We start from the raw sequence: 15,154 nt of genomic DNA on the forward strand, positions 1-15,154 counted from the left end.
ATGCCGATCGGGACCAGCACCACCGCTGCGATCAGTGCTTTCAGTAACCTGGGGGGTCGAGTCACGACAAATGACGCTATAGATCGTTTTAGCAGCGATCAATCATCTTCTGTAGGAAGGTCATCTGTCAGGTGTAGGAAAACACACCACGGCGCGGCCCGCCGGTGCGACATTTGAGATCGACAGGTTGCTGCCCTTAATCTCTCCAAAAGGGACAAAAAGACAGGAGTGTCTATGCCCACGCGCGCGGGCCACGCCATCGGCGCGCGTGCGCTCTCGCCGGTCGTCGTGCACACCGCGCCCCTCGTCCTCCCCGTCTGCGAGCCGCCCGTCGTGGACGGCGCCGTCGCCGTCCGGGGCGACCGGGTGATCCGGGTCGGCCCGCGCCGGGAGATCGAGGCCGCCTACCCCGACCTCACCCCGTTCCGCTGGCCCGGGATGATCGTGCCGGGGCTGGTCGACGCCCACCTCCGGCTCGACCGGACTCCGGCCCGGTCTGCCGTCCACGGCGTCACTGCGGTCGCGGGCGTGGCGGGCGACCTGGACGCCGCTTCCTCGGCCGCCGAGGCCGGCCTCGGCGGCGTGACCTACCTCGAGACACGCTGCGAGGACGAGGCACGGTGGGAGAGGGACGGGCGCGACCGGCTGATCACCGCCATCCGCGAGGTGGGCCACCCGGGCGTCATCGGCATCGCCCCGCACTCCCCCGACCCCGTGGTCATGGAGGACCTGGCCATCCTGTCGCGCACGTTCGGGCTCCGGCTCCACGTCGAGACGGGGCGCCATCCGGCCGGCTTCCTGGACGAGGTGGGGGCCCTCGGGCCCGGCTGCCACGTGGCGATCTCCGGTCCGCTCGACGAGGCGGACCGCAAGCTCCTGCGGATCCGGGGCACGGCGGTGGCGATCTCGTCGCCGTTCGCCGCCGAGGGACTGCTCGACGGCGAGACCACCATCGCGTTCGGCACCCGGACGGGCGGCGACCCGCTGGCGGTCGCCCGCGCGCTCACCCGCGACGGCTCTCCCGGCACCGTCCTCGACAGGCTCCTGGTCGAGGCGGTGACGCTGGGCGGGGCGCGGGCCCTGGGCATGGCCGAGGGCCCGGGCCGCCTGGGCTCGCTCGGCCAGGGCAGCCGGGCCGACTTCGCCGTCTTCGCCGTCGAGGCCGACGAGCGGACCGCCTACAGCGCCCTGCTCCACGAGGGGCCGGGCCGGTGCGTGGCCACGGTCGTCGGCGGCCGCGGCCGGCGTCCCGGCGACGGGCGGAAGGCCGAGGCGAGGCGTCCCGCCTGACCAGGTCCCCGTCGGGGCGGCATCGAACCGGCCCCTCCCCAAGGCGACCCCGGAAAGGGACCGGTTCGGAAAGGGACCTGGAAGCGATTCTTGGGAATGGCGCCATCGGGTCATCGGCACCGAGCCCGAGCCCCTGTTCCCGTAATCGTCGAATCACTTACCGGTGATTACGCGGAGCCGGTCGCCGACCACGCCGTGCGGAACATTCAATCGCCACGCCAGGGACCCGGCGCCCATGAGCAGCAGTTGTTTCCTCCCGGTCGACCGGCCATAAGAAGCCCGGATGAAGCAATGCCATAATCGGCCACAGGCTTATATTCTGAGAACCTGGAAGGTCATAGGGGGCGGCCGGGATGAGACACACTCAGACGATCCTTCTCCAGACCGAGAACTCCGGCGCCGCACCGGCCGTCCTGAAGCTGTCCCCCGGGCAGGAGGCTACTTTCGGCCGTGGAACGGATACGGACCCCGCGGATTTCTCACTGGGTCACGCCGAGGTGTCCAGGCGGGCGGGGATCGTCAAGGCCGAGAGCGACTACTGGCTCCTCACCAACCTCAGTCGCGGCGCGACCCTGGTGGTGGAGAACCCCGAAGGCGGTGGCGAGTTCCTCAAGGTGCCCCCGGGCCGGCTGGCCGCGCCCGTACCGTTCGAGTTCGCGCGCGTGCTGCTCCCCGCCGCCGGCGGGTCGTGTTCCTTTCTGGTCTTCGCCTCGCGACACAGCTATGCCGACTTCGACTCGGCTGAGGTCACGACGGGCGGCGAGCCGACGATCGCGGGATTCTCGCTGGACGCCTCGGCAAAATACTTCCTCATACTCGTCGCCCTCTGTGAGCCCCGCCTGCGAAACTGCTCGTCCTCGGTGATCCCGACGGTTCCCGAGGTCCTGGAGCGGCTGCACCTCGTTCCCGGATGCGAAACCCTGACCCGGGCCGCGGTCAACTTCCATATCGACTACCTGGCACGCGAAAAGTTACGCGTCAAACCGTCGTCCGGCTCGCGCAAGGCCGACTGGCAGCGTACGGCCCTTGTCTCGGTCGCGCTGCGCTTCGATCTGGTGCGGGAGGAGCACCTCGCCCTACTCGGACATTGACTACGGCTGATACTCCGCTCGATACTTCCGGACCTGGTCGACATAGGACTGCAAGCGCGCGGGAACACCTCTCTCACGGCGGATCACATCATCCGAGGAGCGGAACGCCGCGGCCCCCAGCAGCCCGTGGTCTCCGGGCACACCGGCCACCAGAGGCAACCGTACGCACATGTAGCGGCCTACCGCTGGAATGGAATCCTCAGCCGACAGCGGCGGGGTGAGGACGGTGCCTCGCCGCTCGGTCGGGAGGTAGTACTGCAGGACGGAGGGTGTCCAGCGCGCGATGCCGTACTCGTTGCCGGCGGGATCGGACAGCCCGGGGTCGAAATCGCTCTCCACCTTCAACATCGCGGCGACCAATGCCGGGCTCAGACCCGGTTCGTCGCACATCCTCCCCGCCTCGACGATCAAGGCACGATATTCGTCAGGGATGTCGGAGTCGGCGCGCAACCACCGTCCGAACCGGTCAGCCGTCGTTCCCTCCCCTCCAGCGGCCCCGGCCGTGCAGGCGAGCAGGAGAACGGCGGCGGCTGCCGTACCCAGCAGCCGCCGGGTCACCGACGTCGAGACTTCGACCGTGCCCGCCAGCAGCCGTGCGCGGCGGAGCAGGACAGCCGCCCCGGGGCGGGATCTCGGATTGGGCGACAGGCAGTCGCTCACCCACGACCGCCACCCTTCGGGCATCGAAGCCGGAAGCGTCAAAGGGCGTTCGCCTGTCGCGTACTCGGCGGCGGCCACATAGCGCGCGCGGGGAGTGGACGCGGCGAACGGGAACATGCCGGTGAGGAGCTGACAGGCCGTCACACCCAGCGCCCAGATGTCGGCGGAGGTCCAGACCGCGTGGCCACGATCGGTCAGCGGCTCGCTCCACCGCTCCGGCGGCACGTGGTCCATCGACCCGACCGGAGGAAGATAACCGTGAGTACCGTCGATCTCAGTGCTCAGCCCGAAGTCGGCAAGCCGGATGGAGCCGTCCTTCATCATGAGCACGTTGCTCGGCTTCACGTCACCGTGCACCCAGCCCTCCGCGTGCATGTGCGCCAGTCCCTCGCACATCTCGATGATCAGTCTCGGCGCGTCGGGGACCGGGGTCCCGCTCCTCAGCAGATCGGCCAGTGATCGCTCCGCGAGCTCCATCACCAGGACGCAGGCACCATCGAGATCGGGATTGTCGGCGTCATCGACAAGGAGGGTCTCGCGCAGCCCGACCAGTCGCGAGTGCCGCAGGCTCCGGTGAAGGCGGAGCTCCCGTTGGGTCATGTCGCTGAGATGCCGCAGTTGCCGACGTGTGACGGTCCCCGTGGGCAGGAACTTCAGTGCCGACGGCGGCGCGTCCCCGTCCATCCGCTCCGCCTTGTACACACTCGCCCAGCTACCCGAGGCGATGGGCCCGCTGATCCGCCAGCCGCCCACTCGATACCCCTCGGGGACGCTGACCGCCCAGCCCTTGGTGTTCATCGACGTTCCCGCCTTTGAGTATGTGGTCATGCCATGGACGCGACAGCGTTTCGCAGAGCTTCGACAGTCAGGCACAACGGTCAAGACAGAGATCAATTGTGTCAAAGGACACGTCACGGCGGATCTGCCGTCGCCTGGAACGGTGGCGCACCGGGCCGGTCGGCGGGACGGGGAAACCTGTGCCGGCCGGGGCCGGCGGTCCGGGTGACCGGACGGCGGCGCCGGTCGGCGACCAGATGAGCCTCCGCACCGGGCCCGCCCCGCGAGCGGCTCATCGCCTCCCTGCCCGTGGCCGCTTCGCGAGCTACACCGTCGCCTTCAGCTCATGGCGGGCGGGTGGTTCACAGCGGGTTCCGGCGGCGTGCCGATGAGCGCCTACCACTGTGGAGTCACGGCGCGAGCCGTTCGCACACCACATCAAACAGATCGCGACAATTCAGGCGATCTCCCACTGCGTGCGTCTATACCGAACGGCCATCGAGGGTCCGCGGGACATCTCCTAGCCGGTCTGGTGGTCGACCACGCTCAGCAGCTCCCTGAGCTGCTCCCGCTGTTCCGGGGTGAGCACCGCGAACAGCTCCTCGGCCACCTTCCTGCGCGCCTCGCGCACCCGGCCGTACTCCACCCTGCCCTCGGGGGTTATCACCAGCAGGGTGGAGCGGCGGCTGGCCGGATCGACCTCCCGGCGGACCAGACCGGCCTCCTCCAGGGCGTCCACGACGGGGGTGACCGAGCGCGGCACGATCCTGAGCCTCTCGGCGAGCTGCACCATCTTGAGCGGCGGCTCGGCGTCGGCGATCACTCGCAGCGCCCGCGCCTGGCCGGGGCTCAACCCGAGCGGCCCGAGCCGCTCGCCGTAACCGCGCCGCAGTCGATGGCCGACGCCGTGCACGAGATCGGCCAGTTCCGTCTCCACGCCCCCGAACTTATCTCATTGTCCGCGGGAATGATTGTGAGCTAACCTCTGTTTGAGCAAACATCACAAAGGAGTTGCATGGCTGAGAGAACCAGAGAAGTCCTCCGGGACGAAACACCGGACATGAACGACGAACCCCGCGCGCCCCTGGGGCGCATCGTCGCCCTGTTCCGCCCCTACCGAGGCCGGCTGGCCCTGGTCGGCGCCCTCATCGCGCTGTCCTCGCTGGTCTCCCTCGCGTCGCCGTTCATGCTCCGCGAGGTGCTCGACGACGCCATCCCCAACGGCAGGACCGGCCTGCTGGCACTGCTGGCACTCGGCATGGTCGCGGTCGCCGTCACCACCAGCGTGCTCGACGTCGTCCAGACGCTGATCTCCACCACCGTGGGCCAGCGCGTCATGCACGACCTGCGCACCGCCGTGTACGGCCACCTCCAGCGCATGTCCCTGGCCTTCTTCACCCGCACCCGCACCGGCGAGGTGCAGTCGCGCATCGCCAGCGACATCGGCGGCATGCAGTCGGTGGTCACCTCCACCGCCGCCTCGATCGTCTCGAACCTGACCACCGTGGTGGCGACGATCATCGCGATGCTGGTCCTGGACTGGCGGCTGACCCTCGTGTCACTGCTGCTGCTGCCCGTCTTCGTCGGGATCAGCCGCAGGGTCGGCCGCGAGCGCAGGAGGATCACCTCCGAGCGGCAGCGGAAGATGGCCGCCCTCTCCTCGATGGTCCAGGAATCGCTGTCGATCAGCGGGATCCTGCTGGGCCGGACGATGGGCCGCGGCCCCGAGCTCACCCGCCGCTTCTCCACCGCCTCCGACGAGCTGGCCGACCTGGAGGTCCGCTCCAGCATGGCCGGGCGCTGGCGGCAGTCCACCATCCAGATCATCATGGCGGCCATGCCCGCGATGATCTACTGGGCCACCGGACTGACCTCGGCGGTCTCCATCGGCACCGTCGTCGCCTTCACCACACTCCAGATGAACCTGTTCCGGCCCACCGTGTCGCTGCTGCGCCTCGGCGTGGACGTGCAGAGCTCCCTCGCCCTGTTCGCCAGGATCTTCGAGTATCTCGACCTGCCCGTGGACATCCATCCCGGCACCCGGACGCTGACGGACGTGCGCGGCGAGGTCCGCCTGGAGCACGTGGACTTCTCCTACGGCGAGGCTCCGACCCTGTCGGAGGTGAACCTGACGGTCCCGGCGGGCACGTCCCTGGCCGTGGTGGGCGAGACCGGCTCCGGCAAGACCACGCTGAGCTACCTGCTCCCCCGCCTCTACGACGTCACCGGCGGCCGCGTCACCGTCGACGGCGTGGACGTGCGCGACCTGACCTTCGAGACGCTGGCCGAGACGGTCGGCGTGGTCTCCCAGGAGACCTACCTGTTCCACTCCTCGGTCGCCGACAACCTCCGCTTCGCCAAGCCGTCCGCGACGGACGCCGAGCTCGTCGAGGCCGCACGCGCCGCCCGGATCCACGACCACATCATGTCGCTGCCCGACGGCTACGACACCATGGTCGGCGAGCGCGGCTACCGGTTCTCCGGCGGCGAGAAGCAGCGCCTGGCCATCGCCCGCACGCTGCTGCGCGACCCGCCCGTGCTGATCCTCGACGAGGCCACCAGCGCCCTCGACACGCAGACCGAGCGCGCGGTCCAGGAAGCCCTGGACACCCTGTCGCACGGCCGTACCACCATCACGATCGCCCACCGCCTCTCCACGGTCCGCGACGCGGACCAGATCGTGGTCCTGGAGCGCGGCCGCGTCGTCGAGCGCGGCACCCACACCCGGCTCCTCGCCGCCGACGGCCCCTACGCCGCCCTCGTCCGGCGTGACGAGCCCGTGGCCGCCGCCGCCTGAAAGACCCCGGAGCTGGACGCGTCCCCCCGGCGCCCGGCCCCGGCACATCTGCGAGCAGGGCCTGCACCTGATCGCGCCCGGCCTCCGCCGGCCGGTCGCGGACCGGCCGGCTCCACGCGCGACACCCCGCCCGCGGCGTCCCCGGTGGCCGCGGCCCGCGGGGGTAACGTGGCCCGGATGAGCGAGACCTACCTGGAACCGGCCGAGTGGTACGCCACCCTGCCCAGCGTGTTCACCTCGGCCTGCCTGCTGCTCACCGACACCGAGGACCGCGTCCTGCTGGTCAAACCCAACTACCGGCCGGGCTGGAGCTTCCCCGGCGGGATCACCGAGGCCGGTGAGGCGCCTCACGACTGCGCCATGCGCGAGGTCGCCGAGGAGCTCGGCGTGTCCGCCAGGGCGGGCGACCTCCTCGTGGTCCACTGGTCGCCGCCGTCGGAGGAACGCCCCCGCTCTATGATCAACTTCCTGTTCGACGGTGGAGTCCTGAACGATCCGGCCCGCATAAGGCTGCAGGCCGAGGAGCTCGACGACGCGGCGTTCCTCCCCTGGGACACCGCCGCCACCCTCCTCCCGGCGCACACCGCCGCCCGCCTGTCCGCCGCGCGCCTCGCCCGGAGGGACAGGCGCCCCGTCTACCTACCGGACACCCCCGGCTGAGAGGTACGGCGCGGCCGCCCCTACAGGGCGCGCGGGGCGAGCATGCCATCCGTCCAGGGCTGACGCCGAGCCTTTCCCGGGCTGGTCGTACGGAAGCCGGTCGGACGGACGGATAACGCTTTACCCTGACCTACTGGCCAGCGGTGCGATCATCCGTGCCCGCTGCCGGCCGCCCCGCCCGGCGAGGCGGATGCCGGTGCAGTTTCAATGTCCGGTAAAGGGAGCCGTACGCTCTCGTCATGCTCAACACCCGCTATGCGCGCTCTGGAATGGTCTGTACGGTCGATCACCTCGCTTCCAGTGCGGGCGTGGCGATGTTGGAGCGGGGAGGTTCGGCGGCCGACGCGGCGATCGCCGCGAACGCCGTGCTGGCGGTGACCGCCCCGCACATGTGCGGACTGGGCGGCGATCTGTTCGCGCTCGTCCACGACGGCACCGGCGCACCCGCAGCGCTCAACGCCTCCGGGCGGGCCGGATCGGGCGCCGACGCCGAGCGGCTGCGCGCCGACGGGCACGACCGCATGCCGCACCGCCACGACGTCCGCTCGACCCCGGTGCCGGGCTGCGCGGACGGCTGGCTGGCCCTGCACGGCCGGTACGGCAGGCTGACGACGGCGGAGGTGCTGGCACCGGCGATCGGGCACGCCCGTGACGGCTTCCCCGCCTCGCCGCTGATGGTCCCCGCCCTGGAGACGGTCGGCCCGCTGTGCGAGGACTTCGCCTCGGCCCGGCGGGCCGGCGACCTGATCAGGCGGCCCGGGGTGGCGCGGGCGCTGGAGGCCCTGGCCGACGGCCGCGACGGGTTCTACCTCGGCGAGTTCGGCCAGGGGCTGCTCGAGGCCGGCGGCGGCGAGTACACCGAGGACGACCTCGCCCAGGAGAGCGCCGAATGGGTGGATCCGCTGCGGGTGAGGGCCTTCGGGCACGACGTGTGGACCATGCCGCCCAACTCGCAGGGATACCTGCTACTGCTGGCCCTCGGCATCGCCGAGGGACTCGACCTGCCCTCCGACCCGGCCGACCCACTCTGGGCGCACCTGCTGGTGGAGGCCGCGCGGATGGCCGGGCACGACCGGCCGGAGGTGCTGTTCGACGGCGCCTCCGTCGAGGAGGCGCTGGGCTCGGCCGCCGCGCGCCGCGCCCTGATCCACCCGTCCCGCCGGGTCGTGGTCCGCGACCTCACCTCACCGGGTGACACCACCTACCTGTGCGCGGTAGACGGCGACGGCATGGGCGTCTCGCTGATCCAGTCCAACGCCGCCGGATTCGGCGGAATGGTCTTCGAACCTCGCACCGGCATCAACCTGCACAACCGCGGCATCGGGTTCTCGCTGGTCCCGGGCCACCCCGCCGAGTACGGCCCCGGCCGGCGCCCGCCGCACACCCTCGTGCCCGCCCTCGTCACCCGCCCCGACGGGTCGCTCCGCTCGGTCGTGGGCACGATGGGCGGCGACGCCCAGCCGCAGATCCTGCTCCAGATCCTGACCCGTCTGCTCGCCCACGGCCAGACACCCGGCGAGGCCATCGGCGCCGCCCGCTGGCGGCTGGCCTCCGGCGGCACCGGTTTCGACACCTGGGACACCCCCGACCAGGCAGTGGTCGAGGTCGAGGCCGGCGGCCCGTGGGGCGACGGCCTGCGCGACCGGGGCCACCCCGTCGGCGCCGCGCCGTACGGCTCCGCCTTCGGCCACGCCCACCTGATCGACCTGCTGCCCTCGGGCGTCCTGGCCGGGGCGGCCGACCCGCGGTCGGTCATCGGGGCCGCCGCCGGCCTCTGACCGGGGGTTTTCCGCGGCAGAACGGGTAGGGCGGCGATATGAGTGAAATGCCCCCAGACCGTAAGGGTCTGAGCGACGAGCAGGCGGTCGAGGTCGAGGAGTGGACCGACGACCTCGGCCTCAACCACGAGATCCGTGCGGACGACCCCGAGCACCGGGACACCCTGGACGAGCGCCTCTGGCGCGAGGCCCCGGACCACGAGCGGGCGCCGCGCGAGGAGAACCGCCTCGTGGCACCGGACGAGGGCATCGGCCCGGACGAGACGTCCGAGGAGTACGCCCGGGACGTCGGCGCCGACGACGGCGACCTGTCAGCCGAGGAGCGCGCCATCCACATCGACCCCGACGCCTGACGCGGGACCACGGCCCCCGGCCGGGTCACCGGCGGGTCCCCCGGCAGGGGACACCGCCGGCGGCCCGCCACCGGTGACCGCCCGCCGGTGACCGGCGGAGGTCACCCGGCCGTCTTGTGGGTCAGCGCCGCGACGAGGGCGGGAAAGTCGTCGACGACGAAGTCGGCCTCACCCGCCTCGGGGCGCGCGGCGTGGAGGTGACCCCAGGGACCCCGGCGGATCAGCGCGGTCCACATGCCGGCCGCGCGGGCGGGGCGGATGTCGTTGTCGAGCCGGTCGCCCACGTAGAGGATCTCCCCCGGCTCCCGCCCCGACACCGCGACGACCTTGGCGAAGAAAGCGGGATCGGGCTTGGAGACGCCCCAGCCGTCGGAGGTGTGGATCGCGTCGACGGGCAGGTCCATCGCGGTCAGCGCGTCGTAGGCCTGCGGCGGCTGGTTGCCCGCGATGATCAGCTCGAACCCCAGGTCGCGCAGCGCGGCCAGACCGGCCCGTACGTCCGGGTAGAGGTCGTCGGCGTCGAAGTTCACCCGGAGCCCGTCGGGGTCGTCCCGTTTCCAGGCCTCCTGCTCGGCCTCGACGTCGAAGCCGGGCCTGACGATCTGGAAGGCCTCCTCGAAGGACCTGTCGAGCGCGGCCATGCCGCCCAGCACGCCGAGCATCGTGAACCGGGTGACGCCCAGCCGGTCGGCCCAGCGCGACCAGATCCGCGTCTCGTCGATCAGCGTCTCCCCGACATCGAACACCAACGCCCGCACCACGTCGCCTCCCCTTCGCTCAACCCACCGATCCTATGGGGAGTACGGCGAGACCACACCGGCTCGGCCGGCCGTGACAGCCACCGGCGCGAGATCCATAACCATGGTGCATGTCTCGCCTTTCCCGGGGAATTCCATGGAACACTTAGAGTGCTTGTTCGGACACGGAGGGATGCCACTTCATGGTGATGACCGCACAGGGACGACTCCCCCGGCACACTCCCGCAGAGGACCACCCGGCTTCAGAGGATCATCCGGCGCTCACCCCGAGAGAGCTCTTCGAGTCCCTTCCTTCCACCCTCTGCCTCCGGGCCGAGATCATTGACGGGAATCTTCTCTTGAGCCCTTCCGGGACCCCCCACCACGCCCGCATGGCCAGGCGCCTCAACCGGGCTCTGATCCCGGTGGAAGACGGCAACGACTGGGAGAGCTTCTCCGGCGATGTCGACGTCTGCATCGAGGGGCCGCGCGACACCGTGATCCCCGACTACTGCCTGGCGCGTCTGGACGCCCCGCTCTGGGGGGACCGGGAGATCCTCTCCTCAGGACTGATCATGGTGGCCGAGATCGTCTCGCCAGGGAGCATGGAGACGGACCGCGCCACGAAGCCCCGGATCTATGCGGGTTGCGGCATTCCGATCATGCTGATCATCGATCCGGTGGCCTCGCCCCCAATGATCACCGTCCTCAGCGACCCTGAGGACGGCGCCTACCAGACCATCACTCAGACCCAGATCGGCAAACCGGTCCGGATCCCCTCCCCCGTCGACTTCGAGCTGGACACTTCGATCTTCCTGTAGTCCCCCGGCCGTCGGCGGCCCGCGACGGCGTTCCTCCACAGCCGTGGCGGATCCCTTGTACGCGGGGGTTGGCCGTGGTCAGGGACGGTGTCCGCCCTACAGGTTGTCCATGGCCTTGCGGATGCGCTTGTCGGAGATCGAGTACGGGGTGCCGAGGGTCTGGGCGAAGTAGCTGACCCTGAGCTCCTGGATCATCCAGCGGATCTGGCGGACGTCGTCGTCGGAACGGCGGGCGGGGGGAAGCTTCTCGACCAGGTCGTGGTAGTCGTCCTCGATGTCATGGACGCGGTGCATCCGCTCCTCGTCGCGGAGCCGGTCGTCGGGCAGCTTCTCCAGCCGCCGCTCGGCCGCCTTGAGGTAGCGGAGCAGGTCCGGAAGGCGTTTGTAGCCGGTGTCGGTGACGAAGCCGGGGTAGACCAGGTCGGCGACCTGGTCGCGGATGTCCTCGATGGCGGGGGTGGAACGGGCGTCGGGCAGGAGGGTGGCGACCGAGTGCCAGACCCGGAGGATGCCCTCCACTCTCGCGACCACCTCGGCGGTGGTGTCGAAGAGCTCGGCGCGGACCTTGTCGTGCAGGGCGGTGAAGGCGGACTCGTCCCAGACCGGCCCGCCGTACTGGCTCATCAGCTCGTCGGCGGCGCAGGCGATGCAGTCGTCGAACAGGGCGGTGGCACCGGCGTGCGGGCTGCGGCTGAGGGCGAGTTTCGCCTGGTTGTTCAGACGGCCCAGCACCCACTTGGCCGGGGACGGGGTGTTGAGCAGCAGCAGCCGGCGGGTGCCCTCCCACATGGCGCGGCGCTGCTCCGCCTCGGTCTCGAACATCCGCACGGCCACCGTGGCGCCCTCGTCGGCCAGCGCCGGATAGGCCTTCATCCGGCGCTGCTCGAAGGTCTTGGGCAGCTCCCCCACGTTCCACGTGGTCAGGCCCGACTTCTCCAGCCCGTCGGCGGCCCTTGAGAGGGTCTGGCGGAGCTTGGGCGCGAGCCGCCGTTTGAGGTCGGCCAGGTCCTTGCTCTCGGCCAGCTTGTGCTTGCGGCCGTCGATCACCCGGAAGGTGATCTTCAGGTGGTCGGGGACGAGGTCGGGCTGCCAGGCCTCGCGCGGCACCTGGATGCCGGTGAGGTTGAGCAGCTCCCGCTCCAGCACCGCGAGCAGCGGCTCCTGGGTGGGCTCCGCCCGCTGGAGCACCTGCTTGGCGTAGTTGGGGGCGGGCACGAAATTGCGCCGGATGTTCTTGGGCAGGGCCCGGATGAGCGCGGTGAGGAGCTCCTCGCGCAGACCGGGGATCTGCCAGTCGAAGCCTTCGACGTTCACCTGGTTGAGCAGGGCGAGCGGGATGTGCGCGGTGACGCCGTCGGCGTCGGTGCCCGGCTCGAACTGATAGGTCAGCGGGAAGCGCAGGCCGCCCTGACGCCACACGTCGGGGTAGTCGCGCTGGCTGACGTCGCCCGCCGACTCGCTGATGAGCATCGACTTCTCGAAGCTGAGCAGGTCGGGCTGGTCGGTCCTGGTCTTCTTCCACCAGGAGTCGAAGTGGCGCCCGGAGACGACGTCCTGGGGGACGCGCTGGTCGTAGAAGTCGAACAGCGTCTCGTCGTCGACGAGGATGTCGCGGCGGCGGGCCCGCTCCTCCAGCTCCTCGACCTCCTCGAGAAGCCTCCGGTTCTCCTTGAAGAACGCGTGGTGGGTCTCCCAGTCGCCCTCGACCAGAGCGTGCCGGATGAACAGCTCGCGGCTCAGCTCGGGGTCGATGCGGCCGTAGTTGATCTTCCGCTGGACCACGATCGGCACGCCGTACAGCGTGACCTTCTCGTAGGCCATCACCGCGCCCTGGTTCTTCTCCCAGTGCGGCTCGGAGTAGGTGCGTTTGATCAGGTGCTGGGCGAGCGGCTCGACCCACTCGGGCTCGATCTTGGCGTTGACCCGGGCCCAGAGGCGGGAGGTCTCCACCAGCTCGGCGGACATGACCCACAGCGGCTGCTTCCTGGCCAACGCGGAGCCGGGGAAGATGGCGAAGCGGGCGTTGCGGGCGCCGATGTACTCGGTGAACGACTTGCGCGGTTCGGTGACGGGACGGCGGGGGCCGTCGTTGGCCGTCTTCTTGTCGACGTCCTTGACCCCGACGTGGGACAGCAGGCCGGACAGCAGGGAGATGTGGATCTTCTGCTCGTCGCCGGGGGTGCTGTTCAGCGTCACGCCGAGGGACTTCGACATCTGGCGGAGCTGGCTGTAGACGTCCTGCCACTCGCGTACGCGCAGGTAGTTGAGGAACTCGGACTTGCACAGGCGCCGGAACGCGCTGGAGGACATCTCCTTCTGCTGCTCCTGGAGGTATTCCCACAGGTTCAGGTAGGAGACGAAGTCCGACTCCTTGTCGGCGAAGCGGCGGTGCTTGTCGTCGGCGGCCTGCTGCTTCTCGGCCGGGCGCTCGCGCGGGTCCTGGATGGACAGCGCCGCGGCGATGACCATGACCTCGCGGACGCAGCCGTTGTGGTCGGCCTCCAGCACCATGCGGGCCAGCCGGGGGTCCACCGGCAGGCCGGCCAGCTTACGGCCGAGCGGGGTCATCTGCCTGGCCTGGTCGAAGGCGCCCAGCTCCTGGAGCAGGTCGTAGCCGTCCTTGACCTGGCGCTGGTCCGGCGGCTCGACGAAGGGGAAGGCCCCGATGTCGCCCAGGCCGATGGAGGTCATCTGCAGGATGACCGAGGCCAGGTTGGTGCGCAGGATCTCCGGGTCGGTGAACTCCTGCCGGGTGACGAAGTCGTCCTCCTCGTACAGCCGGATGCAGACGCCTTCGGAGACACGGCCGCAGCGGCCCTTGCGCTGGTTGGCCGAGGCCTGGGAGATCGCCTCGATCGGCAGGCGCTGGACCTTGGTGCGGTGGCTGTAGCGGGAGATGCGGGCGAACCCGGGGTCGACCACGTATTTGATGCCAGGCACGGTCAGCGAGGTCTCGGCCACGTTGGTGGCCAGCACGACCCGCCGGCCGGAGTGCCGCTGGAAGACCTTGTGCTGCTCGGCCGCCGACAGCCGGGCGTACAGCGGGAGGATCTCGGCGTCCTTGCGCTTGGACAGCGCGTCGGCGGTGTCGCGGATCTCGCGCTCGCCGCTGAGGAAGACCAGGATGTCGCCCGGCCCCTCGGCGCACAGCTCGTCCACGGCGTTGCTGATCGCCTGGATCTGGTCGTCGTCCTCGGCGACCGGGCGGTAGCGGACCTCGACCGGATAGGTCCGGCCGGAGACCTCCACGATCGGGGCGTCGCCGAAGTGCTGGGAGAAGCGCTCGGGGTCGATGGTCGCCGAGGTGATGATGATCTTGAGATCCGGCCGCTTCGGGAGAAGCTGCTTGAGGTAGCCGAGGATGAAGTCGATGTTGAGGCTGCGCTCGTGCGCCTCGTCGATGATCAGCGTGTCGTACTGGGCGAGGTCGCGGTCGGTCTGCAGCTCGGCCAGGAGGATGCCGTCGGTCATCACCTTGACGAGCGTGCCGTCGCTCACCTGGTCGGTGAAGCGCACCTTGTAGCCCACGGCGTCGCCGAGCTGGGTGTCGAGCTCCTCTGCGACGCGCTCGGCCACGGTCCTGGCGGCGATCCTGCGGGGCTGGGTGTGCCCGATCAGGCCCCGGACGCCCCGGCCCAGCTCCAGGCAGATCTTCGGGAGCTGCGTCGTCTTGCCGGAACCGGTCTCGCCGGCGACGATCACGACCTGATGGTCGCGGATCGCCTCCAGGATGTCGTCCTTGCGCTGGCTGACCGGCAGCGCCTCCGGGTAGGTGACCGCCGGCACCCCGGCCCTGCGGGCGGCCACCCGGCGCTCGGCCTTCTCGATGTCGGCGGCGATCTCCGCGGCGATCTTCTGCTGCGCGGCGCGGTTTCTGACCTTGCGCGCGCCGTCGAGCCGGCGCCGCAGCCGCCGCTGATCGCGCAGCGTGAGCTCGGGCAGGCGTGCGTGGAGGTCGGCGAGTGGAGATGTCAACGGAGGCGTTCCCATACTGCTTTCAGAATACTTTCAGCCCGCAAGTCAGGAGCCAACCGCCCATCGTGCCTGAGCCGCCGCGCGACCGCATCCCAATAAACGGTCGCGGCCCGTGGAGACAGCCGACCGCGACCCCTGGAGGCCGCCTCCCGGCAAAGGGTACGGCCCCGCCGCTCCCTCGCGGGGAGCGGCGGGGCCGCACTCGTCCGGCCGCC

General features: G+C 70.2%; 11 protein-coding genes. 7 read left to right on the plus strand and 4 right to left on the minus strand.

The window, feature by feature from the left end; translation table 11 throughout:
• Positions 1-234: 234 nt before the first annotated feature.
• Positions 235-1,290 carry an amidohydrolase family protein gene (locus tag CA984_RS19990; RefSeq protein WP_086574593.1) on the plus strand — a complete coding sequence of 352 codons (1,056 nt, stop codon included), beginning with the start codon at positions 235-237 and terminating at the stop codon, positions 1,288-1,290.
• 353 nt (positions 1,291-1,643) lie between these two features.
• On the plus strand, positions 1,644-2,381 hold the full coding sequence (locus tag CA984_RS19995; protein ID WP_086574595.1) for a serine/threonine protein kinase: 738 nt from the start codon (positions 1,644-1,646) through the stop codon (positions 2,379-2,381).
• Here CA984_RS19995 and CA984_RS20000 read toward each other — a convergent pair whose 3' ends face one another.
• Positions 2,382-3,869 carry a serine/threonine-protein kinase gene (locus tag CA984_RS20000; protein WP_086574597.1) on the minus strand — a complete coding sequence of 496 codons (1,488 nt, stop codon included), beginning with the start codon at positions 3,867-3,869 and terminating at the stop codon, positions 2,382-2,384.
• Between the two features lie 469 nt (positions 3,870-4,338).
• The gene (locus tag CA984_RS20005) at positions 4,339-4,755 is read right to left on the minus strand and encodes a MarR family winged helix-turn-helix transcriptional regulator (RefSeq protein ID WP_086574600.1); all 417 of its coding nucleotides are present in this window, start codon (positions 4,753-4,755) and stop codon (positions 4,339-4,341) included.
• Between the two features lie 78 nt (positions 4,756-4,833).
• Between CA984_RS20005 and CA984_RS20010 the strand changes: the two genes are divergently transcribed.
• The 4 genes from CA984_RS20010 (at position 4,834) to CA984_RS20025 (ending at position 9,406) form a co-directional block, all read left to right on the plus strand.
• Positions 4,834-6,615, plus strand: coding sequence for an ABC transporter ATP-binding protein (locus CA984_RS20010; protein WP_086574602.1), 1,782 nt, complete (start codon positions 4,834-4,836; stop codon positions 6,613-6,615).
• 177 nt (positions 6,616-6,792) lie between these two features.
• Complete coding sequence (locus CA984_RS20015) at positions 6,793-7,275, plus strand: NUDIX domain-containing protein (RefSeq protein WP_086574604.1); 483 nt, start codon at positions 6,793-6,795, stop codon at positions 7,273-7,275.
• 314 nt (positions 7,276-7,589) lie between these two features.
• Positions 7,590-9,053, plus strand: coding sequence for a gamma-glutamyltransferase family protein (locus tag CA984_RS20020; protein WP_242676059.1), 1,464 nt, complete (start codon positions 7,590-7,592; stop codon positions 9,051-9,053).
• A gap of 47 nt (positions 9,054-9,100) precedes the next feature.
• Positions 9,101-9,406, plus strand: coding sequence for a DUF5709 domain-containing protein (locus CA984_RS20025; protein WP_242676057.1), 306 nt, complete (start codon positions 9,101-9,103; stop codon positions 9,404-9,406).
• A 101-nt stretch (positions 9,407-9,507) separates the two neighbouring features.
• Here CA984_RS20025 and CA984_RS20030 read toward each other — a convergent pair whose 3' ends face one another.
• The gene (locus CA984_RS20030; RefSeq protein ID WP_086574610.1) at positions 9,508-10,167 is read right to left on the minus strand and encodes an HAD family hydrolase; all 660 of its coding nucleotides are present in this window, start codon (positions 10,165-10,167) and stop codon (positions 9,508-9,510) included.
• A gap of 185 nt (positions 10,168-10,352) precedes the next feature.
• Here CA984_RS20030 and CA984_RS20035 point away from each other — a divergent pair, with 185 nt between their 5' ends.
• Positions 10,353-10,964, plus strand: coding sequence for a Uma2 family endonuclease (locus CA984_RS20035; protein ID WP_242676060.1), 612 nt, complete (start codon positions 10,353-10,355; stop codon positions 10,962-10,964).
• Positions 10,965-11,060: 96 nt separating this feature from the next.
• Here the strand turns inward: CA984_RS20035 and hrpA are convergent, their stop codons facing one another.
• Positions 11,061-14,954, minus strand: a complete 3,894-nt coding sequence (hrpA, locus tag CA984_RS20040; RefSeq protein ID WP_086574614.1) for an ATP-dependent RNA helicase HrpA — start codon at positions 14,952-14,954, stop codon at positions 11,061-11,063.
• Between the last annotated feature and the right edge of the window lie 200 nt (positions 14,955-15,154).

This window comes from Streptosporangium minutum (assembly GCF_002149035.1).
Taxonomy (GTDB): Bacteria; Actinomycetota; Actinomycetes; order Streptosporangiales; family Streptosporangiaceae; genus Streptosporangium; species Streptosporangium minutum.

Bases quoted from the DNA above. Each gene is read 5' to 3' on its own strand.
- CA984_RS20020 (WP_242676059.1), top strand. From the start codon at position 7,590: ATGTTGGAGCGGGGAGGTTCGGCGGCCGACGCGGCGATCGCCGCGAAC.
- CA984_RS20035 (WP_242676060.1), top strand. From the start codon at position 10,353: ATGACCGCACAGGGACGACTCCCCCGGCACACTCCCGCAGAGGACCAC.
- CA984_RS19995 (WP_086574595.1), top strand. From the start codon at position 1,644: ATGAGACACACTCAGACGATCCTTCTCCAGACCGAGAACTCCGGCGCC.
- CA984_RS20010 (WP_086574602.1), top strand. From the start codon at position 4,834: ATGGCTGAGAGAACCAGAGAAGTCCTCCGGGACGAAACACCGGACATG.
- CA984_RS20025 (WP_242676057.1), top strand. From the start codon at position 9,101: ATGCCCCCAGACCGTAAGGGTCTGAGCGACGAGCAGGCGGTCGAGGTC.
- CA984_RS20000 (WP_086574597.1), bottom strand. From the start codon at position 3,869: ATGACCACATACTCAAAGGCGGGAACGTCGATGAACACCAAGGGCTGG.
- CA984_RS20015 (WP_086574604.1), top strand. From the start codon at position 6,793: ATGAGCGAGACCTACCTGGAACCGGCCGAGTGGTACGCCACCCTGCCC.
- CA984_RS19990 (WP_086574593.1), top strand. From the start codon at position 235: ATGCCCACGCGCGCGGGCCACGCCATCGGCGCGCGTGCGCTCTCGCCG.
- hrpA (WP_086574614.1), bottom strand. From the start codon at position 14,954: ATGGGAACGCCTCCGTTGACATCTCCACTCGCCGACCTCCACGCACGC.